General features: G+C 67.1%; 18 protein-coding genes and 1 other RNA gene. 17 read left to right on the top strand and 2 right to left on the bottom strand.

The window, feature by feature from the left end:
* Positions 1-114 precede the first annotated feature (114 nt).
* From HV742_RS21690 to HV742_RS21680, 3 genes are all read left to right on the top strand, one after another.
* On the top strand, positions 115-324 hold the full coding sequence (locus tag HV742_RS21690) for a hypothetical protein (protein WP_175146324.1): 210 nt from the start codon (positions 115-117) through the stop codon (positions 322-324).
* Between the two features lie 79 nt (positions 325-403).
* The gene (locus HV742_RS21685; protein WP_049071370.1) at positions 404-769 is read left to right on the top strand and encodes a DUF4870 family protein; all 366 of its coding nucleotides are present in this window, start codon (positions 404-406) and stop codon (positions 767-769) included.
* Positions 770-1,528: 759 nt separating this feature from the next.
* Positions 1,529-2,182, top strand: coding sequence for a LysR family transcriptional regulator (locus HV742_RS21680; protein WP_254601209.1), 654 nt, complete (start codon positions 1,529-1,531; stop codon positions 2,180-2,182).
* On the opposite strand, the gene HV742_RS21675 is transcribed toward HV742_RS21680, so the two are convergent.
* Entirely contained in the window at positions 2,163-2,441 is a 279-nt protein-coding gene (locus HV742_RS21675) for an SWIB/MDM2 domain-containing protein (protein ID WP_006217453.1), read from the bottom strand. The genes HV742_RS21680 and HV742_RS21675 overlap by 20 nt on opposite strands.
* A gap of 147 nt (positions 2,442-2,588) precedes the next feature.
* Between HV742_RS21675 and HV742_RS21670 the strand changes: the two genes are divergently transcribed.
* Both HV742_RS21670 and pyrC read left to right on the top strand, forming a co-directional pair.
* A complete protein-coding gene (locus HV742_RS21670) occupies positions 2,589-3,782 on the top strand; it encodes a M20 aminoacylase family protein (RefSeq protein ID WP_049071372.1) in 1,194 nt (397 codons plus the stop codon).
* An 11-nt stretch (positions 3,783-3,793) separates the two neighbouring features.
* On the top strand, positions 3,794-4,858 hold the full coding sequence (gene pyrC / locus HV742_RS21665) for a dihydroorotase (protein ID WP_049071373.1): 1,065 nt from the start codon (positions 3,794-3,796) through the stop codon (positions 4,856-4,858).
* Positions 4,859-4,925: 67 nt separating this feature from the next.
* On the opposite strand, the gene HV742_RS21660 is transcribed toward pyrC, so the two are convergent.
* Positions 4,926-6,761 carry an ATP-binding cassette domain-containing protein gene (locus HV742_RS21660; RefSeq protein WP_068952201.1) on the bottom strand — a complete coding sequence of 612 codons (1,836 nt, stop codon included), beginning with the start codon at positions 6,759-6,761 and terminating at the stop codon, positions 4,926-4,928.
* 108 nt (positions 6,762-6,869) lie between these two features.
* On the opposite strand from HV742_RS21660, the gene rnpB reads away from it, so the two are divergent.
* The 12 genes from rnpB (at position 6,870) to HV742_RS21600 (ending at position 21,312) form a co-directional block, all read left to right on the top strand.
* Positions 6,870-7,275: RNase P RNA component class A (gene rnpB, locus HV742_RS21655), an RNA gene on the top strand.
* 324 nt (positions 7,276-7,599) lie between these two features.
* Positions 7,600-8,028, top strand: coding sequence for a division/cell wall cluster transcriptional repressor MraZ (gene mraZ / locus HV742_RS21650; RefSeq protein ID WP_006392946.1), 429 nt, complete (start codon positions 7,600-7,602; stop codon positions 8,026-8,028).
* A gap of 7 nt (positions 8,029-8,035) precedes the next feature.
* Positions 8,036-9,133 carry a 16S rRNA (cytosine(1402)-N(4))-methyltransferase RsmH gene (rsmH, locus tag HV742_RS21645; protein ID WP_049071377.1) on the top strand — a complete coding sequence of 366 codons (1,098 nt, stop codon included), beginning with the start codon at positions 8,036-8,038 and terminating at the stop codon, positions 9,131-9,133.
* Positions 9,133-9,423 (top strand): cell division protein FtsL, encoded by a 291-nt coding sequence (ftsL, locus tag HV742_RS21640; RefSeq protein WP_049071379.1) that lies wholly within the window; start codon positions 9,133-9,135, stop codon positions 9,421-9,423. The genes rsmH and ftsL overlap by 1 nt, the downstream gene beginning before the upstream one ends.
* Positions 9,420-11,147: a peptidoglycan D,D-transpeptidase FtsI family protein gene (locus tag HV742_RS21635; protein ID WP_054419225.1), complete on the top strand. Its 1,728-nt coding sequence runs from the start codon at positions 9,420-9,422 to the stop codon at positions 11,145-11,147. Before ftsL ends, HV742_RS21635 begins: the two co-directional genes overlap by 4 nt.
* Positions 11,144-14,008: a bifunctional UDP-N-acetylmuramoyl-L-alanyl-D-glutamate--2,6-diaminopimelate ligase MurE/UDP-N-acetylmuramoyl-tripeptide--D-alanyl-D-alanine ligase MurF gene (murF, locus tag HV742_RS21630; protein WP_049071382.1), complete on the top strand. Its 2,865-nt coding sequence runs from the start codon at positions 11,144-11,146 to the stop codon at positions 14,006-14,008. Before HV742_RS21635 ends, murF begins: the two co-directional genes overlap by 4 nt.
* A complete protein-coding gene (gene mraY / locus HV742_RS21625; protein WP_059269325.1) occupies positions 13,998-15,167 on the top strand; it encodes a phospho-N-acetylmuramoyl-pentapeptide-transferase in 1,170 nt (389 codons plus the stop codon). Before murF ends, mraY begins: the two co-directional genes overlap by 11 nt.
* A complete protein-coding gene (gene murD, locus HV742_RS21620; protein WP_175146323.1) occupies positions 15,164-16,696 on the top strand; it encodes a UDP-N-acetylmuramoyl-L-alanine--D-glutamate ligase in 1,533 nt (510 codons plus the stop codon). The genes mraY and murD overlap by 4 nt, the downstream gene beginning before the upstream one ends.
* Positions 16,693-17,886, top strand: coding sequence for a putative lipid II flippase FtsW (gene ftsW, locus HV742_RS21615; RefSeq protein ID WP_049071387.1), 1,194 nt, complete (start codon positions 16,693-16,695; stop codon positions 17,884-17,886). The genes murD and ftsW overlap by 4 nt, the downstream gene beginning before the upstream one ends.
* Complete coding sequence (murG, locus tag HV742_RS21610; RefSeq protein ID WP_175146322.1) at positions 17,883-18,962, top strand: undecaprenyldiphospho-muramoylpentapeptide beta-N-acetylglucosaminyltransferase; 1,080 nt, start codon at positions 17,883-17,885, stop codon at positions 18,960-18,962. Before ftsW ends, murG begins: the two co-directional genes overlap by 4 nt.
* Positions 18,959-20,365 (top strand): UDP-N-acetylmuramate--L-alanine ligase, encoded by a 1,407-nt coding sequence (murC, locus tag HV742_RS21605; RefSeq protein WP_175146321.1) that lies wholly within the window; start codon positions 18,959-18,961, stop codon positions 20,363-20,365. Before murG ends, murC begins: the two co-directional genes overlap by 4 nt.
* A complete protein-coding gene (locus tag HV742_RS21600; protein ID WP_049071392.1) occupies positions 20,362-21,312 on the top strand; it encodes a D-alanine--D-alanine ligase in 951 nt (316 codons plus the stop codon). Before murC ends, HV742_RS21600 begins: the two co-directional genes overlap by 4 nt.
* Positions 21,313-21,317 lie beyond the last annotated feature (5 nt).

Below are 21,317 nucleotides of genomic sequence, written 5' to 3'. Positions count from 1 at the left end.
CCCAAAAAGAAACCCCCGTGCGGCTGGCGCCGCACGGGGGTTTTTGTTTGACGGCGTCGATCCCGCGCGGATCGGTCACCCCGGCGTGCCCGTGTATTCCTGGCGGTCGATGCCGTGGCGCTGCAGCTTGTCGTAGAAGGTCTTGCTTTCCATCAGCGCATTTCAACGCTCTGCAAGGCGGCCGCTGACCGTCCATTGCCGCCTTCACAGCGGTTTTCAAGACGCCGCCACGACGACGTAATCGTCGACGCCGTGATCTTCCCAACGCTGAAAATGGTCTGCCAAAATCACCTTGAGCAAGCCTGCAACCCGCGCCAGCATTGAATGTGCCCAAATAACAACGCACGTGGGTCGGCTGGCTTTGTGCGGTAAGATTGACCGAGTCAATTGTTGGAGCGTAATCGTGAGTGATACCCAGACCCCCGCGCCCGGTACGGCATTAGACCTGCGCACGCTGACCCATGTGGCCTATGGCTTATTCGCCTTGGGCTTTCTGACCAGTGGTTTCCTGGGCATCGCCACGCTGGCAGCCGTCGTGCTGATGTATCTGAAGCGCTCGGATGTTGCCGGCACCGTCTATGCGGCCCATTTCGACTGGTTGCTGCGCACGTTCTGGTGGGCCCTGCTGTGGCTGGCAATCAGCAGCCTGGCTGTGCTTATCTATATTGGATGGATCGGCGTGATCGCGACCATCGTGTGGGGCTTGTACCGCCTGATCAAGGGCTGGCTGGCGCTGCTGGAAGGCACGGCGCCCACCTCCTACGCCTGAAACCGAGGCGTTTGGGACGAAGGCCGGCATTGCGCCGGCCTTTTTCATTGGCTGTGACCGCCCAGGGCTGGCCGCTTCTTCCTGCCGCGGATTCCCGGCGCTTTTCGATGAGACCGGCGCGATGTCAACTCGTGATCACGCACAACGCGACCAGAAGCATCGAAGTGGCGAAGACGGCGGCCTGGAGCCGCAGCGCCCGTCGTGAATTGAAGCGACCAGGGAGCACCCTGCCGCCAGGATCCATGGGAGGTGGCAACACAGGTCGAGGACGACGAACGTGATGCTGAGCTGGCCAACCCGCAATGATAGGCCGAGCCCGGGCTTCAGGAACCGGGCGAACATGACCGTGAACGTCACGTGCTCTGCAGGCATGCCTCGGCATTGACCCGTACGGGGCAGGGCTATCTGCGCGAGCTATCGCTCGCATTTGATTGCATGGCTGCGGCAACGGAGCAGCCGCGTGAAGCGCGCACCGTGCCGTAGCGCATTAAGACGCTGCCGTCATTTGCGTCGTGGTGACTGTTGTCGCGGCAGCCGGCGTTTCGCGAGCGCCATCCCGACATCGGGTTCCGGATCGCCAGCTCCACGCACTCGTGGGCAGCCGATGATGCATTCGACTGGGGCATCCATTCGACTTGGGCATCCGTTCGGGCCTGGGGCGGTGGCCTGAAAACGGATCTGATCCTGCGGAAAATTTGAGCCTGGTCTGCCATCCGCGCCTGGCGCCGGCGTTGGTGGCGCAGGGGGCTGGCAAAGGTCATGCTGCTGCTTGACGAACCGCATGCCGCGTGGCGGCAGTGGTGCGAGCGGGCCGGCGTGGCGCTGGGCTTGACGCAGGGTGTGCGGTTAAGCGATGCCGCGCTGATGCGGCAGGCTGCCGTCGATGGCTCGGGTGTGGCGTCGGGACGCTTGATGCTGGCGGGCGATGACCGGCGGGCCGGGCGTCTGATTTGCCAGTTCGAGCCGGTGTTGGCCGATGACCATAGCTCTTGGCTGGTTGCTTCGCGCGCAGCCGCGCAGCGGCCGCTGGCACTGGTGTTTCCCGGCTGGCTGCTCCGCGCCATTCACGCCCCGCTTTCACTTCGGCGAAACGCGCATAGCCAGTCGTGGTGCGGCCTTGCGACTTGCTGCCCCTGCCTTCGGCAAGACGGCGCGCATGTCGCGATGATGTCCAGCGGCGCAAAAGCGCGGGGAGCGTGGCAGGCTATCTGGGGAAGAAAGTGGTCGGGTGGCGGGGCCGTGCCCATCGCTTGTATGGGGCTGGCGGCGCAAACCGGAATGCTTGCGCAAGCGCGGCAGGCTGGGGTGCCGCAAGTCGAGTCCGCCCGGCGTTCAAGCCAGGGCGTCGCGACAGTATCGAGGCAGGGACGTACGGGGTACGCCCTTTGCCTGCTTACTTCAGATGCGCGTTGACCAGTTTGGTCAGTTCGAACATCGTGACCTGATCCTTGCCGAAGATCGGGCGCAGCTTGGCATCGGCGTTGATGTTGCGCTTGTTGCTCGCATCTTGCAGGTTGTGCTTCTTGATGTATTCCCAGATCTTCTTGGTGACCTCGGTGCGCGGCACGGCTTCCGAACCGATCACAGCGGCCAGTTCGGCGCTGGGAGTCAGGGGCTTCATGAATGCAGCGTTCGGCTTGCGCGCGGTCGCGGGTTTGGAGGTTGTGGCCATAATGCGGCGCTCCTTCTCTGGCTGTTGGAAAAATTGTCCTGCGGCCGGAGCATAACGTGTCTCTCCCGTAAAGACAAAGGCATTTATCCTCTGTAGCAACTAAAATATCCCCACTGTCCCCCCTATCACGTCATTCTGTAACCTCCTATGTACGCACGTTCTCCTTTGGAATCAATTCGCCTGTTCCATGACGAATTGACAGCGCTGCGGCGCGACTTGCATGCCCATCCCGAGCTTGGCTTCGAAGAGGTCCGGACGTCCGGGATCGTCGCGGGTGCGCTTGAGGCGTTAGGAATCGAGGTGCATCGCGGAATTGGCAAGACCGGCGTGGTGGGCGTCATTCGCGGCAAACGCTGCGACAGCGGCCGCATGATCGGCCTGCGAGCCGACATGGATGCGCTGCCGATGACCGAGGACAACGAGTTCGGCCACAAGTCGACCAAGCCCGGGCTGATGCACGGTTGCGGTCACGACGGCCACACGGCGGTGTTGATCGGGGCGGCCAAATATCTGGCCCAGACGCGCAATTTCGATGGCACGGCCGTGCTCATCTTCCAGCCGGCCGAGGAAGGGCGCGGTGGCGCCAAAGCCATGATGGAGGACGGGTTATTCGATACTTTTCCGTGCGATGCCATTTATGCCTTGCACAACTGGCCGGGCTTGAGGCCCGGCACCATCGGCATCAATCCCGGGCCGATGATGGCGGCGGCCGACCGCTTCGAGATCCTGATCACAGGCCGTGGCGGCCACGGCGCGCATCCTTATCAGACGATTGACCCGGTCACGATCGCCGGCCAGGTCATCACGGCATTGCAGACCATTGTCTCGCGCAACGTCAATCCGCTGGATTCCGCGGTCGTGTCGATCGGGTCCCTGCAGGCGGGCCACCCTGGCGCGATGAGCGTGATCCCGCGCGAGGCGCGGCTGGTGGGCACGGTGCGCACATTCCGCAAGTCGGTGCAGGAGATGGTCGAGACGCGCATGCGCGAGCTGGTGACGGCGATCGCTGGCGCCTTCGGCGGCACGGCCGAACTGACCTACGAACGCATCTATCCCGCGACCCTGAACACGCCGCAGCACGCCAACCTGGTCGCGGACATCGCCACCGAGATGATCGGCAAGGAAAACGTGGTGCGGGATCTGGTACCGTCGATGGGGTCGGAGGATTTTTCCTTCATGCTGCAGAGCAAGCCAGGCGCCTACTTCCGCCTGGGGCAGGGCGGCGCCGAATCCGGCTGCGTGCTGCACAACTCGCATTTCGATTTCAACGATGCCGTCATTCCCCTGGGCAGCGCGATGTTCTGCGCGCTGGCCGAACGGGGCATGCCCCTGGCAGATTAAGAAGCCTCCCCATGTCCACGCACAACACCAATCAACTGATCATCACCCGCCCCGACGACTGGCACCTGCATCTGCGCGACGGCGCGGCGCTGGAAGCGGTGGTTGCGGATACCGCGCGGCAGTTCGCCCGCGCCATCATCATGCCCAACCTGAAGCCGCCGGTGACCACCACCGAGCAGGCGCTGGCCTATCGCGGCCGCATCCTGGCGGCGCTGACCAAGGCGGGCGGCGATGCCGACGCTTTCACGCCGCTGATGACGCTGTACCTGACCGACAATACCTCGGCCGAGGAGATCTTCCGCGCACATGAGTCCGGCCAGGTCTACGCGGTCAAGCTGTACCCCGCGGGCGCGACCACCAATTCCGACGCCGGCGTGACCGATCTGTTGGGCAAGTGCGCCAAGGCGCTGGAGGCGTTGGAAAAGTGTGGCATGCCGCTGCTGGTGCATGGCGAAGTGACGGATCCGTCGATCGACGTGTTCGATCGCGAGGCGATCTTCGTCGAGCGCGTGATGAAGCCGCTGCGCCGCGCGTTTCCGGCCTTGAAGGTGGTGTTCGAGCACATCACCACCAAGGAAGGCGCCGAGTACGTGCGCGATGCCGAAGGGCCGATCGCGGCCACGATCACGCCGCAGCACATGCTGTACAACCGCAATGCGATTTTCCAGGGTGGTGTGCGGCCGCATTGGTACTGCCTGCCGATCCTCAAGCGCGAGACGCACCGGTTGGCACTGGTGGAAGCGGCGACCAGCGGCAGCCCGCGTTTCTTCCTGGGCACCGACAGTGCGCCGCACGCGCGCGGCCTGAAAGAGCACGCTTGCGGCTGTGCCGGTTGCTACACCGCGCTGCATGCGATGGAGCTGTACGCGACGGCGTTCGATGCGGTTGGCAAGCTGGACAAGCTGGAAGGGTTCGCCAGCTTCCACGGCCCTGATTTCTATGGCCTGCCGCGCAATACTGGCAAGCTAACCCTGGTGCGCGAAAACTTCCAGATCCCGGACGAGGTGCCGTTCGGCAACACCGCGCTGGTGCCGCTGGCCGCCGGCGAGACGCTGGCCTGGCGCGCGTCGGTCTGAGCGCGGCAACTGCCCTCTATATATAGAGGGCAGGAGTCGCCGTGGCGGCGGCGCCGACGGGACGGGATCAGAGCGCGCTTTCGCGGCGCGCCTCGAGCAGTTCCCAGCGCGCGAACTTTTCCTCGAGTTCGCTTTCCAGCTTGGACAGCTCGCTGTTGATGCGTTCGACTTCGGCGGGCGCATCGCGGTAGAGACTGCCGTCGGCGAGCTTGCCGGCCAGTTCGGCCTGCTGCGCCTCGAGCGCGGCGATGGCGTCGGGCAGGCCTTCGAGTTCGCGCAATTCCCACGAATTCATCTTGGCGGCGCGGGCCGGCTTTGGCTTGGCGGCCTTGGCGCGGGCCGCGGCCTCGTCGGCGGCGCGAGCCGCCTTGGCCGCGTCTTCTTCCGCCGCAGCGGCGGGCGTCGGCGCAGGCCGCTGGGCTACCCATTCGTCGTAGCCGCCGACGTAGTCGCGCCAGTGGCCGTTGCCTTCGTAGGCAATGGTCTGGGTGACGACGTTGTTCAGGAAGGCGCGGTCGTGGCTGACCAGCAGCACGGTGCCCGAGTATTCCTGCAGCAGTTCTTCGAGCAGCTCCAGCGTTTCGATGTCGAGGTCGTTGGTGGGTTCGTCCAGCACCAGCACGTTGGCCGGGCGCGCGAATAGGCGCGCCAGCAGCAGGCGGGCGCGTTCGCCGCCCGACAGGCTGCGCACCGGCGAACCGGCGCGGGCGGGCGAGAACAGGAAGTCGCCCAGGTAGCTCATGACGTGCTTGCGGGTGCCGCCGATCTCGACCCACTCGCTGCCCGGACTGATGATGTCGACCAGGGTCGCGTTTTCGTCGAGCTGGGCGCGCATCTGGTCGAAGTAGGCCACCGATACATTGGTGCCCATGCGGGTCTTGCCGCTGTCGGGCTGCATCTCGCCCAGGATCAGCTTGAGTAGCGTGGTCTTGCCGGCGCCGTTGGGGCCGATGATGCCGATGCGGTCGCCGCGCAGGATGGTGGTGGAGTAGTCGTCCACCACGACCTTGTCGCCGAAGCGTTTGCCGACATGTTCGAGTTCGGCCACCAGCTTGCCCGAACGCTGGCCCTCGGCCAGCGCCAGCGACACGTCGCCGACCCGTTCGCGGCGCTCGGCGCGCTCGACGCGCAGGCGTTCCAGGCGGCGCACGCGGCCTTCATTGCGGGTGCGGCGGGCTTCCACGCCCTTGCGGATCCAGACTTCCTCCTGGGCCAGCAGCTTGTCGAAGCGGGCCTGTTCCAGGCGCTCGGATTCCAGCCACTGGGCTTTGCGCTCCTGCCATTGCGAGAAGTTGCCGGGGAAGCTGAGCAGCCGGCCGCGGTCCAGCTCGACGATGCGGGTGGCCACGGAATCCAGGAAGCGGCGGTCGTGGGTGATGATGACGGCGGCGCCCTTCCAGGTGCGCAGCATCTCTTCGAGCCAGGCGATGCCGTCGAAGTCGAGGTGGTTGGTGGGCTCGTCCAGCAGCAGCAGATCGGGTTCCTCGACCAGCGCGCGGGCCAGCGCGACGCGCTTGCGGGTGCCGCCCGACAGGCCGGCGATCTGGGCGTCCGCGGGAAGGCCGAGCTTTTCCAGCATGGCGCGCACGCGCGACGGGCGTTGCCAGTCCTCATGGTCGCCGTCGACGTTGCAGACCACGTCGAACACGGTGGCGTTTTCGTCCAGCTCCGGTTCCTGTTCGACCGTGGCCACACGCAGGCCCGAGCTGCGGGCGATGTCGCCATCGTCCGGCACGGTGCGGCCGTCGAGCAGCCGCAGCAGCGAGGACTTGCCGGCGCCGTTGCGGCCGATGAGGCCGATGCGCTCGCCGGCCTGGATGGCGAAGTCGGCGTGGTCCAGCAGCGGATGGTGGCCATAGGCCAGCTGGATGTCGGTCAGGGTGATGAGCGTTGCGAGAGCCATGTAGTGAGTCGTTCTTGCGGCGGGGTAAGCGGATCAAGCCGTATTGTCGCAGGAACCCGGGAAGGTGTTCGGGGACAGAGCCGTGACCTGTACTAGAATACGCACCGCAAGGCGGGTCGGGCGATCGCGGTGGATGCGAGTCCATCGAGGAAGGTCCGGACTCCACAGGGCAGGGTAGCGGCTAACGGCCGTCCGGCCGCGTCTTCGGGCGCGGTCGAGGAATAGGGCCACAGAGACGAGTCTGCGGGGCGGGCGCGCCAGTCGCGCACCGATACGGCCATCTCCGTATCGCGCCGGTCGGCAACGGCCGGCGGCATCTCAGGGTGAAACGCGGCAACCTCTACCCGGAGCAACATCAAATAGGCATGCGTGCGGCTTTCGGGCCGCGAAGGGCGGCTCCGTCCGAGCATGCGGGTAGATGGCTACAGCGGCTCAGCAATGATCCGCGCAGAGGAATGATCGTCCGCCAGGGAAACCTGGTGTACAGAATCCGGCCTATAGACCCGTCTTGCATTGGATTTCCGATCGACGCGTGGCGCCGCGGCGCTTTTTTCTCGCCGCGATATCCGCTACCTGGCGCGCAACGCCCGCCAGTCTTCGGCAAGCGGGCTGGGTAAAACAATGCAAAGGCATTGTTAGCCGCCACTTCTTAAGAAGCACTTTTAGATAGTGACGCAACCTCCTGATTTATTGGGAGGTTTTTCTTTTTGCGTATTTACAAGTTGCTCTAAGTCCTTGTTGTGATTGAAAAAATTGCAACCGCGCGCTTGACCGCCCCATTGCCATACCGTAGAGTGGGAAATAGTAGGAAATTGTGCAATTAAGTGGGGTAAAAGTGGTGTTTCAGGGAAGCAGCGCGCTCACGCTGGATGCCAAGGGACGGATCTCGATTCCGACCCGGCATCGTGACGCGCTGATGGCGCAGGCCGAAGGCCGCCTGACCCTGACCCGCCACCCAGACGGCTGCCTGCTGGTGTACCCGCGGCCCGAGTGGGAAAAGAAGCGCGAGCAGATTGCCGCCTTTCCCATGACGGCGCGCGCGTTGCAGCGGCTGTTGCTGGGCAACGCTCAGGACGTGGAACTGGACGGCTCCGGCCGCGTCCTGATCGCGCCTGAACTGCGCAACGCTTCCGGTATGACGCGCGATGTGATGCTGCTCGGTCTGGGCGCCCACTTCGAGCTGTGGGATGCCGCTACCCTGGCGAGCCGCGAGGCTGAGGACCTGGCCAAGGGTATGCCGGATGTGTTGAATCAGTTTTCGTTCTGAAAGAGTTATGGAATTCGAACATCGGCCCGTCCTGCTGGAGCCGACGGTGGACGCGCTGTTGCTGGCCGATTTCGGCGGCAAGGGCGCGGCACGGTCGCAGGTCCAGGACGAGCCGGCCGCGGCTACGCGAGCGGAACGGGGTGTCTTCGTGGATGGCACCTTTGGTCGCGGCGGCCACAGCCGCGAGCTGCTCGGCCGCCTCGGTCCGGCGGCCCGCCTGGTGGTGTTCGACAAGGATCCCGAGGCGATCGCGGTAGCCAATGCGTTGGCGGCGGCGGACTCCCGGGTGACGGTGGTGCATGGCGGCTTTGCCACCATGGCCGAAGAATTGCGGCAGCTCGGCATCGACAAGGTCGATGGCGTGATGCTGGATCTGGGGGTGTCGTCGCCTCAGATCGACGATGCCGAGCGCGGCTTCTCGTTCATGCGGGACGGCCCGCTCGACATGCGGATGGACACCACTCGTGGACCCACGGTGGCGGATTGGCTGGCGCAAGCCAGTGTGGATGAGATGCGGGAGGTCATAGCGGATTATGGCGAAGAACGGTTTGCTTTTCAGGTTGCAAAGGCGATTGCTGCTCGCCGCGCAACAAGGCCGCTGCGCACCACGCTCGAGCTTGCCGAGTGCGTCGCCAGCGCCGTCCGCACGCGCGAAAAGGGGCAGCATCCGGCCACACGCACCTTTCAAGCTCTACGGATTTACATCAATCGGGAACTCGAAGAGCTCGCGCGCACCCTCGCGTCAGCTCTAGACCTGCTTGCCCCGGGGGGGAGGTTGGCGGTGATCAGCTTTCATTCGCTTGAAGACCGCATGGTCAAGCAGTGCATCGCGGCGGCGGCTCGTCCGGCTGCCGCGCATGCGCGCCTGCCCCTGCGCGAAAGCGAAATGCCCCAGCCGGTGCTGCGTTCGCTGGGACGCGTGCTGGCCGAAGACGATGAGGTCTCGGCCAACGCCCGCGCCCGTTCGGCCGTGCTGCGCGTCGCCGAACGCACCGCCACGCCCCTGCCCGCCGAGGGCGGCATGGCGTTCGTGAAAATCGGATCGCTGCCGGGCAGCGATCTGGCTCCGCCGCCTCGCCGCGGCGGCAAGGGAGGGCGCCGCTGATGGGTCGCGTCAACCTGATCGTTGCGGCTTTGCTGATGCTGTCGGCCATTTCCCTGGTCACCAGCCGGTATCAGTCGCGCCAGCTCTTCGTCGAGCTGGGCCGCGATCAGGCGCAGGAGCGCGACCTGGAAACCAACTGGCGGCGTCTGCAGCTGGAGCGCGCCGAGCTGGCGCGCAACGCGCGGGTCGACGTGATCGCGCGCGACAGCCTGAAGATGATTCCCATCGTGCCTGACCGCACGCTCTATCTGAATCAGGCGCCGGTGCCGGCCAGCGGAGGTGCCCAATGAAGCGCGTTCCGTTCTTCGACAATCCGGTGCTGCGCGGGCAACTGCCGACCTGGCGCGCGCGTCTTGTGCTGATCCTGCTATTTGGCGGTTTCACCGTGCTGGCCGGCCGCGCGTTGTTCCTGCAAGGGTTGTCCACCGAATTCCTGCAGCAGCAAGGCGAGCGTCGCTATGAGCGCACCCTGACGCTGTCCGCCACCCGCGGCAAGATCATGGACCGCAACGGCGCGGTGCTGGCCTCCAGCGTGCCGGCGCGCGCCATCTGGGCCATTCCCGAGGATCTGAAGCAGGCGACCCCGAGCCAGCTGGACTCGCTGGCCAAATTGCTGGAAACGCCGATCGCCGACTTGCGCCGCCGGGTCGAGGAAGACAAGAACTTCGTCTACCTGAAGCGCCAGGTCTCGATGGACGTGGCCGACAAGATCAAGCAGCTCGGCCTGCCGGGCGTGCACCAGCAGCCCGAGACCCGCCGCTATTACCCGGACGGCGACGTGATGGCCCACGTGGTGGGTTTCAACAGCGTCGAGGACCAGGGCCAGGAAGGCGTCGAACTGACCTTCAACCAGCAATTGTCGGGACGCCCGGGCAGCCGCCGCGTCATCAAGGACCGGCTGGGCCGTGTCATCGAGGACGTGCAGGCCGTGACGCTGCCGGTGGACGGCCGCGACCTGCGGCTGTCGATCGACACCCGCCTGCAGTACCTGGTGTTCAAGGAACTGAAGGACGCGATGGACAAGCACCAGGCCAAGGGCGCCACCGCCGTGGTCGTGGACGTCCATACCGGCGAGATCCTGGCGCTGGCCAACGTGCCGACGTTCGACCCGAACAAGCGCGAGACCTTCCACGGCGCCAATCTGCGCAACCAGGCCATTACCGACACGTTCGAGCCGGGCTCGATCATGAAGCCGTTCACCGCCGCGCTGGCGCTGGACCTGGGCCGCATCACCACCTCGACCCTGTTCGAGACCGGCAACGGCCGCTTCACGTATCAAGGCAGCACGATCAGCGACGTCAGCCGCAACGGCACGCTGGACGTGGCCGGCGTGCTGCGCAAGTCCAGCAACATCGGCATGACGATGATCTCCGAGAAGCTGGAATCGCGCGAGATGTGGGACCGCTTCACCGAACTGGGCCTGGGCCAGGCTCCTCAAGTGGGATTTCCCGGCGCGGCGCCCGGCCGCCTGCGCCCCTGGGACCGCTGGCGCCTGATCGAGAAGGCCACCATGGCCTACGGCTATGGCCTGTCGGTGTCGCTGCTGCAAGTGGCGCGCGCCTACACGGTGTTCGCCCGCAACGGCGACATGGTGTCGCTGACCCTGGTCAAGCGCGACAGCGATCCGACCAGCGTCAAGATCTATACGCCCAAGACCACCGCGCTGGTGCGCGGGATGCTGGAGGCCGCCACCGGGCCGGACGGCACCAAGGCCGCCCAGGTCCAGGGTTACCGTGTAGCCGGCAAGAGCGGCACCGCGCGCAAGATTGTCGACGGCAAGTACAGCACGCAGCGGTATCGCAGCTCGTATGTGGGCTTTGCGCCGGTGTCCGATCCCAAGATCGTGGTGGCCGTCTCGATCGACGAGCCCACGGTCGGCGGTTATTACGGCGGCGCGATCGCCGCGCCCGTGTTCTCCCACATTGTCGGCGGGAGTCTGCGGCTGATGGGGGTGCGGCCGGACGCGCCCTTCGAATCGACAATTGTTGCTGGTATCAAGGAGCCAGGCAGATGAGCGCCAAAGGCTTCCTCTCATCCCCCGCCGCCACGGTCGAACAAGCCGTGGCGTGGTTGCATTCGCGCGTGTCGTTGACCGCGCACCTGAAGCTGGACTCCCGCGAGATCGAGCCGGGCGACGTGTTCGTCGCCTGCCCGGGGCTGTCCAGCGACGGCCGTCTATATATAGAGAAGGCGTTGGCGCTGGGCGCCAGCGCGGTGCTGTTCGAGGCGCCCGCGACCGAGGCCATCGAGGCCGCGGCCGCCGCCGGCGATACGCCGATGCTGCCGGTGACCGGCTTGCGCGCCCTGCTGGGCGAGCTGGGCGACACCTGGTACGGGCGGCCGTCGTCGACCCTGGCCGTGGTGGCCGTGACCGGCACCAACGGCAAGACTTCGTCGGTGCAATGGATCGCCCACGCGCTGGGCCGCAACGACAAGCCCTGCGGCACCATTGGCACCTTGGGCGCCGTGCTGCCGGACGGGCAGACGCTGGGCGGCCATCTCACGACCCCGGACGTGCTGACCGTGCACCGCCTGCTGGCCGCCATGCGCGACGCCGGCGCCAAGGCGGTGGCGATGGAAGCGTCTTCGATCGGCATCGAGCAGGGCCGCATGGATGGCGTGCGGGTGGCGCTGGCCGCCTACACCAACCTGACCCGCGATCACCTCGACTATCACGGCACGATGGAACGTTACGAGGCGGCCAAGGCCAGCCTGTTCCGCTGGCCCGGCCTGAGCGCCGCGGTGGTCAATGCCGATGACGAAGCCGGACGCCGCCTGATCGCCTCGCTGCCGTCGGATCTGTCGGTGATGGGCTACAGCCTGAGCGCGGATCCCGCGATTCCCGCCGCGATGCGCGCACGCGACCTGCAGGCCACCGCGCAAGGGCAGATCTTCACGCTGGTGTCGCCGCATGGCGAGGCCCAGATCGTGACGCGCCTGCTGGGGGCGCACAATGTTTCCAACCTGCTGCTGGTGGCGGGCGTGCTGTACAAGCTGGGCCTGCCATTCGCGCAGATCGCGCGCGAACTGGCCGCCACCGATCCGGTCGATGGCCGCCTGCAGACCGTGGAACCGGTTGCCGCCAGCACGCAGGCCCACTCGGGCCGTGGCGCGCTGGTGGTGGTGGATTACTCCCATACCCCCGATTCGCTGGCGCGCGCGTTGATGGCCTTGCGTCCGGTGGCGCAGGCGCGCGCCGGCCGCCTGGTGTGCGTGTTCGGTTGCGGCGGCGACCGCGACGCCGGCAAGCGCCCTGAGATGGGCCGCATCGCCGCCGAACTCGCGGACCACGTGGTGGTGTCCAGCGACAACCCGCGCAGCGAGTCGCCCGAAGCGATCGTGGCGCAGATCCTGGCCGGCATTCCGGCGTCGGCGGCGGTCGAGGTGCAGGTCGACCGCGCCCGCGCCATCATGCAGGCCATCTGGGCCAGCGCGCCCGAGGACGTGGTGCTGCTGGCGGGCAAGGGCCACGAAACCTATCAGGAGATCGCCGGCGAGAAGCTGCCGTTCGACGATCGCGAGTGGGCGCGCCTGGCGCTGCTGCTGCCGCTGGTCAAGGGCGTTTCCACGGATACGCGGCGCATCGGCGCTGGCGAGCTGTTCGTGGCGCTGGTGGGCGAGAACTTCGACGCCCACAACTATCTGGATCAGGCCGCCGAACGCGGCGCCTGCGCCGCGGTGGTCGCGCACGCCGTGCCGGAATCGAGCCTGCCGCAACTGGTGCTGGGCGATACCCGCGTGGCGCTGATGCGCATCGGCGCCGCCTGGCGGGCCCGCTTTACGCTGCCGGTGGTGGCGGTAACGGGCAGCAACGGCAAGACCACCACCAAGGAAATGATCTCGGCCATGCTGGCGGGTTGGCGTGGCGAGACGGGCCGCCTGGCCACGGCCGGCAACCTGAACAATGACATCGGCGTGCCGTTGACCCTGCTGCGCCTGCGTCCCGAACATCGCGCCGCCGTGTTCGAACTCGGCATGAACCATCCGGGCGAGATCGCGCAACTGGCCGCCATCGCGGCGCCCAGCGTGGCGCTGGTGACCAACGCGCAGCGCGAGCACCAGGAATTCATGCACACCGTGGAAGCGGTGGCGCTGGAAAATGGCGCCGCCATCGCGGCGCTGCCGGCCGATGGCGTGGCGGTCTATCCGGGCGACGAACCCTATGCGGCGATCTGGGACAAGCTGGCCGCGCCGCGCCGCGCGCTGCGTTTCGGCCTGCAGCCCGGCCTGGATGTCTATGCCGAGCAGATCCTGGCGGACGTCGATTCGACGCGCTGCCGCGTGGTGACGCCGGTGGGCAATGCCGACCTGACGCTGCCGGTGCCCGGTGTGCACAACCTGCGCAACGCGCTGGCGGCGATCGCCAGCGCCATCGCGGCGGGGGCGCCGCTGGACGTGGCGGTGCGGGCGCTGGCCGGTTTCAGCCCGGTCGCCGGGCGCATGCAGTACAAGAAATTGAGTGACGGAACGTTGCTCATCGATGACACCTACAATGCCAATCCCGACTCGGTTCGCGCGGCCATCGATGTGCTGGCGCGTATCGCCGGCACCCGCGTCCTGGTACTGGGTGACATGGGCGAGGTCGGGGACAACGGCCCCGCCATGCATGAAGAGGTGGGCAATTACGCGCGCGAGCTTGGCCTCGACGCGCTCATCACGCTAGGCGATGCCAGCCGGGCGGCCGCGGCCGCGTTCGGCACGGGCGCGCACGCCTGCGCATCGGTAGACGAAGTCGTTGCCGCATTGCGCGGCCTGCGCGCGTCCTGCGTATTGATAAAGGGATCGCGCTTTATGCGCATGGAGCGGGTAGTGACGGCTTTTACTTCGAATGACGGGCAAGCGGCCAAGGGGCAGGGGGACAACCATGCTGCTTGAGATCGCCCGCCTGCTTTCCGATGATGTGCGCGCGCTGGGCGTGTTCGAGTACATCACGCTGCGCGCGGTGCTGGCGTGCGCCACGGCGCTGCTGATCGGCCTGGTGGCCGGCCCGCGCGTGATCCGCAAGCTGACCGAGATGAAAATCGGCCAGGCCGTGCGTTCGTACGGCCCGGAAAGCCACCTGGTCAAGACCGGCACCCCGACCATGGGCGGCGTGCTGATCCTGATTTCCATCGCCATCAGCACGCTGCTGTGGGCCGACTGGACCAACCGCTTCGTGTGGGTGGTGCTGCTGGTGACGTTCGGCTTCGGTTGGATCGGCTGGATGGACGATTACCGCAAGGTGGTCTATCGCGATCCCGAAGGCATGCCGGCGCGCCAGAAGTTCTTCTGGCAGGCGACCATCGGCCTGGTGGCCGCGATCTACCTGGCGTTCGCCGTGTCGGCGCCCGCCAACACCGAACTGTGGCCGCTGTTCAAGGCCTGGGTGGGAAGCGGCTTCACGATGTCGCTGCCGACGCGCGCCGACCTGATCGTGCCGTTCTTCAAGACTGTCAGCTATCCGCTGGGCGTGCTCGGTTTCGTGGCGCTGACGTGGGCCGTGATCGTCGGCACCAGCAACGCCGTCAACCTGACCGATGGCCTGGATGGCCTGGCGATCATGCCTACCGTGATGGTTGGCAGCGCGCTCGGCATCTTCGCCTACGTCGTCGGCCGGGTCGACTATTCGAAGTACCTGCTGTTCCCCTACATCCCCGGCGCCTCGGAATTGATGGTGCTGTGCGCGGCGATCGGGGGCGCGGGGCTGGCATTTTTGTGGTTCAACGCGTATCCGGCGCAGGTGTTCATGGGTGACGTCGGCGCGCTGGCGCTGGGCGGCGCGCTGGGCACCATCGCGGTCATCGTGCGCCAGGAGATCGTGCTGTTCATCATGGGCGGCGTGTTCGTGGTCGAGACCCTGTCGGTGATGATCCAGGTGACGTGGTTCAAGTACACCAAGCGACGTTATGGAACAGGTCGACGCATATTCCGCATGGCGCCGCTGCATCATCACTTCGAAGTGGGCGGCTGGAAGGAAACCCAGGTGGTCGTGCGTTTCTGGATCATCAGCATGATGCTGGTGCTGATTGGCCTCTCTACCCTGAAGTTGCGATGAATACGATGGAAACCTCCCGCGCCGATGCGCCGCTCGTCCTGATCCTCGGATTGGGCGAGTCGGGCGTGGCCGCCGCACGCTGGAGCGCCCGCCAGGGCGCCCGCCTGCGGGTGGCCGACACGCGCGCGGAGCCGGGTGGGCTGGACGCGTTGCGCGACGCGCTGGCGCAGGCCGAGGTCGAGTACCGCCTGGGTTGCGATGCGTCTTTCGACATCGCGTTGCTGGATGGCGTGAGCCAGGTCGTCGTCAGCCCGGGACTCGCGCCCGAAGGCGCGCCGGCCGGCGAGTTGCTGCGTGAGGCCAAGACCCGCGGCATCGAGGTCATCGGCGAGATCGAATTGTTCGCGCGGGCGCTGGCCGAACTGGCCGAGACCCGCGAATACCGCCCGCGCGTGCTGGCCGTGACCGGCACCAACGGCAAGACCACCGTCACCGCCCTGACGCGCGACCTGATCGCGGCCAGTGGCCTGTCGGTGCTGGCCGCCGGCAACATCAGCCCGGCCGCGCTGACCGCGCTGATGCAGGCGCTGGATGCCGACGCGCTGCCGCAGGTGTGGGTGCTGGAGCTGTCCAGCTTCCAACTCGAGACCACGCACACGCTGATGGCCGACGCGGCCGTCGTGCTGAACGTGACGCAGGATCACCTGGACTGGCATGGCGGCATGGACGCCTATGCGCGGAGCAAGGCGCGCCTGCTGAAGATGACGCGCATCGCCATCGTCAACCGCGATGATCCCTATACCGTGGACATGGTGCCGTCGTTGGATGCCATGCCGGTGCGCAGCTTTGGCCGCGAAGTGCCCGAGCTGGTGGGCGACATGGGCCTGGAGCTGGGCCAGGGCGTGGCCTGGCTGGTGGCGGCCGAGCCGGTCGACTTCGATGAGCCCGTCGCGCCGGTGCGCCGCAAGAAGGACGCGCCTGAGCCGACGCGCGCCAAGGGCCGCATGAGCCGCCTGATGCCGGTCGATGCCTTGCGCATCCGCGGCATCCACAATGCCTTGAACGCGCTGGCCGCGTTGCAGTTGGCGCGTTGCCTCGATCTGGGCTGGGGCCCGATGCTGCGGGCCCTGCGCGAATACGCCGGCGAACCGCATCGCGCCGCCTTCGTGCGCAGTATCGGCGGCGTGGACTATATCAACGACAGCAAGGGCACCAACGTTGGCGCCACCGTGGCCGCGCTTGAGGGCATGGGCCAGCCGGTGGTGCTGATCGCCGGCGGCCAGGGCAAGGGCCAGGACTTCTCGCCGCTGATCCCGGTGGTGTCGCGCCATGCGCGCGCCGTGCTGCTGATCGGCCAGGACGGCCCCGAGATCGGCCGCGTGCTGGCCGCCACCGGCGTCGACTGCATCGCCGTCGAATCGCTGCGCGACGCCGTGCGCCGCGCCGCCGAAGTGGCACAGGCCGGTGACGTGGTGCTGCTGTCGCCGGCCTGCGCCAGCCTGGACATGTTCCGCAATTACCCGCACCGCGGGCAAGTGTTCGTGGAAGAGGTCGAAGACCTGGCCCGCGACCGGGGAGAGGTGGCATGAGCCTGATCGCCGATCTCACCGCCAGCGTCAACGCCGTACGGCCCGGCCGTACCCGCATGCGCAATTTCGACATGCCGCTCGCGATTGCGGCGTCGACCTTGCTGCTGCTCGGCCTGCTGATGGTGTATTCGGCGTCGATCGCGCTGGCCGACGGCCCGCGCTATGCCTCCTATGGCCGCTACTACTTCGTGATCCGCCACGGCCTGTTCATCAGCGCGGGCCTGGTGGCGGGCGCGGTCGTGCTGGCGATTCCGATCCGCGTCTGGCAGCGTCTGGCGGTGCCGATGTTCGTGGTGGCCATGGTGTTGCTGGTGGCGGTGCTGATTCCCGGGATCGGCCGCGAGGTCAATGGCGCGCACCGCTGGATCCCGCTGGGTCCGCTGAATTTCCAGCCGTCCGAACTGATGAAGCTGGCCGCGCTGCTCTATGCCGCCGATTACACGGTGCGCAAGCAGGAACACATGCAGGCGTTTGCCCGCGGCTTCCTGCCGATGGCGTTCGCGCTGGCCGGCGTCGGCATGCTGCTGCTGCTCGAGCCGGACCTGGGCGCTTTCATGGTGATCGTGGCGATCGCGATCGGCATCCTGTTCCTGGGCGGCATCAACGGCAAGTACTTCAGCAGCCTGCTGGCGGTGTTGGTCAGCACCTTCCTGATGCTGATCTGGCTGTCGCCGTGGCGCCGCGCGCGCCTGTTCGCCTACCTGGATCCCTGGAACGAAGACAACGCCTACGGCAGCGCCTACCAGCTGTCGCACTCGCTGATCGCCCTGGGGCGTGGCGAATGGCTGGGCGTGGGCCTGGGCGCCAGCGTCGAAAAATTGCACTACCTGCCCGAAGCCCATACCGACTTCCTGATGGCGGTGGTGGGCGAGGAGCTGGGTTTCGCCGGCGTGATGCTGGTGATCACGCTGTTCGCCATCATCGTCTACCGCGGCTTCGACATCGGTCGCCAGGCCATCGCCATGGAACGCACCTTCGCGGGCCTGGTGGCGCATGGCGTGGCGATGTGGTTCGGGGTGCAGGCCTTCATCAACATGGGCGTGTGCCTGGGGCTGCTGCCGACCAAGGGCCTGACGCTGCCGCTGATGAGCTACGGCGGCTCGGGCGTGGTGATGAACTTGTGCGCCCTGGCCATGCTGATACGGGTGGATGTGGAAAGCCGCATCATGATGCGCGGAGGACGGGTATGACCGCCGCGTCGCGCACCATCCTGATCATGGCCGGCGGCACTGGCGGTCACATCATGCCCGGCCTGGCCGTGGCCGACGTGCTGCGCCAGCGCGGCTGGCGCGTGCTGTGGCTGGGCAACCCGGACAAGATGGAAGGCAAGCTGGTGCCGCCGCGCGGCATCGAGCTGGTGCCGCTGCGTTTCGCCGGCGTGCGCGGCAAGGGCGCGGCGGCGCTGCTGAAGCTGCCGTTCCTGCTGGTGCGCGCCTTCGCCCAGGCCTGGGCGCGGCTGTCGTCGGTGCGCCCGGACGTGGTGCTGGGCATGGGCGGCTACGTCGCCTTTCCCGGCGGCGTCATCGCGGCGCTGCGCGGCACCCCGCTGGTGGTGCACGAACAGAATGCGGTGGCCGGCACCGCCAACAAGTGGCTGGCCAGGATGGCGCGCCGCGTGTTGAGCGGGTTTCCCGGCGTGCTGCCCAAGGGCGAAGCCATGGGCAACCCGGTGCGCGCCGACCTGTGCGCCTTGCCCGATCCGGCGCAACGCTATGCCGGCCGCGGCGGCCCGCTGCGGCTGCTGGTGGTGGGCGGCAGCCTGGGCGCCCAGGCGCTCAATACCGCCGTGCCGCAAGCGCTGGCGCGCCTGCCGCGGGAGAGCCGTCCCGTGGTGGTGCACCAGGCCGGCGAGCAACATCTGCCGGCGCTGCAGCAGGCCTACGCCCAGGCGGGCGTGGCGGCCGACTGCCGCGCCTTCATCGACGACATGGCTGGCGCGATGGGCGACGCCGACCTGCTGATCTGCCGCGCGGGCGCCATGACGGTGTCCGAGGTGGCCGCGGCAGGCGTGGCGGCGCTGTTCGTGCCGTTCCCCCATGCCATCGATGATCACCAGACCGCCAACGCGCGCTTTCTGAGCGACGCGCTGGCCGCCTGGCTGCAGCCGCAGAACGCCTTGAGCCCGGCGTGGCTGGCGGACTGGCTGGGCCAGCGCAATCGACAAGAACTGCAAGCCGTCGCAGAACGGGCCCGCGCTCATGCGCAGCCGGATGCGGCGGCGCACATCGCCGACGTCTGTGAACAAGCAGCGGGGCGTTCATCATGAAACACAGAATCCAACATATCCATTTCGTAGGCATCGGCGGCTCCGGCATGAGCGGCATCGCCGAGGTGCTGCTCAACCTGGGCTACACCATCAGCGGCTCCGACCTGAACGAGTCGGCCGTGACCCGCCGCCTGGCCGGCCTGGGCGTGAACATCGCCATCGGCCATGTCGCCAGCAACGTCACCGGCGCCGGCGCCATCGTCACGTCGACCGCGGTGGCGGGCGACAACCCCGAGGTCATCGCCGCCCGCGCCGCGCGCATCCCGGTGGTGCCGCGCGCCATCATGCTGGCCGAATTGATGCGCCTGAAGCGCGGCATCGCGGTGGCCGGCACGCATGGCAAGACCACGACCACCAGCCTGGTGGCCAGCATCCTGGCCGCGGGCGACCTGGACCCGACCTTCGTGATCGGCGGGCGCCTGAATTCGGCCGGCGCCAATGCGCGCCTGGGGCAGGGCGACTACATCGTGGTCGAGGCCGACGAATCCGACGCTTCGTTCCTGAACCTGCTGCCGGTGATGGCCATCGTGACCAACATCGACGCGGACCACATGGACACCTATGGCCACGACGTGGCCCGCCTCAAGAGCGCGTTCATCGAATTCACCCAGCGCCTGCCGTTCTACGGCAGCGCGGTGCTGTGCACCGACGACGCCAACGTGCGCGAGATCATGCCGTTCGTGTCGCGCCCCATCACCTCGTATGGCCTGAACGAAGACGCGATGGTGCGCGGCTACGAAGTGCAGGCCGACGGCACGCGCATGCGCTTCAACGTGCAGCGCAGCCACCGCGACACGCTGCTGCCGCCGCTGCAGGTGGAGCTGAACCTGCCGGGCCTGCACAACGTTCGCAACGCGCTGGCGGCGATCGCCGTGGCGACCGAGCTGGGCGTGGCCGATGAAGCCATCCGCGATGCGCTGGCCTCGTTCAAGGGCGTGGGCCGCCGCTTCACGCAGACGGGCGAATTCCCGGTGCCGGCCGCGCATGGCGGCGGCATCTTCACGGTGATCGACGACTACGGCCACCACCCGGTGGAAATGGCCGCCACGCTGGCCGCCGCCCGCGGCGCCTGGCCCGACCGCCGCATCGTGCTGGCGTTCCAGCCGCACCGTTACACGCGCACCCGCGACTGTTTCGAGGATTTCGTGCGCGTGCTGGGCACGGCCGACGCGGTGTTGCTGACCGAAGTCTATTCGGCCGGCGAGCCGCCGCTGGTGGCCGCCGACGGCCGCGCCTTGTCGCGCGCCCTGCGCGTGGCCGGCAAGGTGGAACCGGTGTTCGTCGAGGACGTGGCCGACCTGCCGCAGGCGGTGGTCGACTTCGTGCGCGATGGCGACGTGGTGATCGTCATGGGGGCGGGCTCGATCAGCAAGGTTCCCGCACAGGTTGGAGAATTGGCATGAGCGCGAAATTCGGCAAGGTGGGTGTGTTGTACGGCGGCCGTTCCGCCGAACGCGAAGTGTCCCTGATGTCCGGGGCCGGCGTGCATCAGGCGCTGCTCAGCGCCGGCGTCGACGCGCACCTGTTCGACACGGGCGAGCGCAGCCTGGCCGAGCTGGCCGCCGAGGGCTTCGAGCGCGTGTTCATCGCGCTGCATGGCCGCTTCGGCGAAGACGGCTCGATCCAGGGCGCGCTGGAGCTGCTGGGCATTCCCTACACCGGCAGCGGCCCGCTGGCGTCGGCCCTGGCCATGGACAAGACCATGACCAAGCGCGTCTGGCTGCAGCATGGCCTGCCCACGCCGGCATTCGAATTGCTGGACGCCGACACCGAACTGCGCCTGGTGCCGGACCGCCTGAGCCTGCCGCTCATCATCAAGCCGCCGCACGAGGGCTCGACCGTGGGCATCACCAAGGTCGTGGGCTATTCCGATATGAAGGACGCCTACGCCCTGGCCGCCAAGTTCGACGCCGAGGTGCTGGCCGAGCAGTTCATCCAGGGCCGCGAGCTGACCGTGGCAGTGCTGGGCAGCGGCAAGACCGCGCGCGCGCTGCCGGTGATCGAGATCGCCGCGCCCGGCGGCAACTACGACTACGAGCACAAGTACTTCTCCGACGACACGCAGTACTTCTGCCCGGCGGCGCTGCCGCCGGCCGTGGCCGAGGAAGTCGCCGACATCGCGGTGCGCGCCTATCGCGCGCTGGGCTGCGAAGGCTGGGGCCGCGCCGACTTCATGCTGGACGCCGACAACCGCCCCTGGCTGCTTGAAATGAATACCTCGCCCGGCATGACCAGCCATTCGCTGGTGCCGATGGCGGCCCGCGCCACCGGCATGAGCTATGCCGAGCTGTGCGTGGCGATTTTGGCCGACGCTTCGTGCAAATTGCACAGCGCCGCTCGCAATACTTGACCCGG

The organism is Achromobacter ruhlandii, from assembly GCF_902859695.1.
Classification (GTDB): Bacteria; Pseudomonadota; Gammaproteobacteria; order Burkholderiales; family Burkholderiaceae_B; genus Achromobacter; species Achromobacter ruhlandii.
The sequence above is the reverse complement of the archived record's forward strand: the minus strand, read 5'-3'. Positions and strand labels throughout refer to the sequence as shown.

Excerpts from the sequence above, each read along its gene's own strand:
- HV742_RS21680 (WP_254601209.1), top strand. The coding sequence starts at position 1,529 with ATGCTGCTGCTTGACGAACCGCATGCCGCGTGGCGGCAGTGGTGCGAG.
- HV742_RS21675 (WP_006217453.1), bottom strand. The coding sequence starts at position 2,441 with ATGGCCACAACCTCCAAACCCGCGACCGCGCGCAAGCCGAACGCTGCA.
- HV742_RS21670 (WP_049071372.1), top strand. The coding sequence starts at position 2,589 with ATGTACGCACGTTCTCCTTTGGAATCAATTCGCCTGTTCCATGACGAA.
- pyrC (WP_049071373.1), top strand. The coding sequence starts at position 3,794 with ATGTCCACGCACAACACCAATCAACTGATCATCACCCGCCCCGACGAC.
- HV742_RS21660 (WP_068952201.1), bottom strand. The coding sequence starts at position 6,761 with ATGGCTCTCGCAACGCTCATCACCCTGACCGACATCCAGCTGGCCTAT.
- rsmH (WP_049071377.1), top strand. The coding sequence starts at position 8,036 with ATGGAATTCGAACATCGGCCCGTCCTGCTGGAGCCGACGGTGGACGCG.
- ftsL (WP_049071379.1), top strand. The coding sequence starts at position 9,133 with ATGGGTCGCGTCAACCTGATCGTTGCGGCTTTGCTGATGCTGTCGGCC.
- HV742_RS21635 (WP_054419225.1), top strand. The coding sequence starts at position 9,420 with ATGAAGCGCGTTCCGTTCTTCGACAATCCGGTGCTGCGCGGGCAACTG.
- murF (WP_049071382.1), top strand. The coding sequence starts at position 11,144 with ATGAGCGCCAAAGGCTTCCTCTCATCCCCCGCCGCCACGGTCGAACAA.
- mraY (WP_059269325.1), top strand. The coding sequence starts at position 13,998 with ATGCTGCTTGAGATCGCCCGCCTGCTTTCCGATGATGTGCGCGCGCTG.
- murD (WP_175146323.1), top strand. The coding sequence starts at position 15,164 with ATGAATACGATGGAAACCTCCCGCGCCGATGCGCCGCTCGTCCTGATC.
- ftsW (WP_049071387.1), top strand. The coding sequence starts at position 16,693 with ATGAGCCTGATCGCCGATCTCACCGCCAGCGTCAACGCCGTACGGCCC.
- murG (WP_175146322.1), top strand. The coding sequence starts at position 17,883 with ATGACCGCCGCGTCGCGCACCATCCTGATCATGGCCGGCGGCACTGGC.
- murC (WP_175146321.1), top strand. The coding sequence starts at position 18,959 with ATGAAACACAGAATCCAACATATCCATTTCGTAGGCATCGGCGGCTCC.
- HV742_RS21600 (WP_049071392.1), top strand. The coding sequence starts at position 20,362 with ATGAGCGCGAAATTCGGCAAGGTGGGTGTGTTGTACGGCGGCCGTTCC.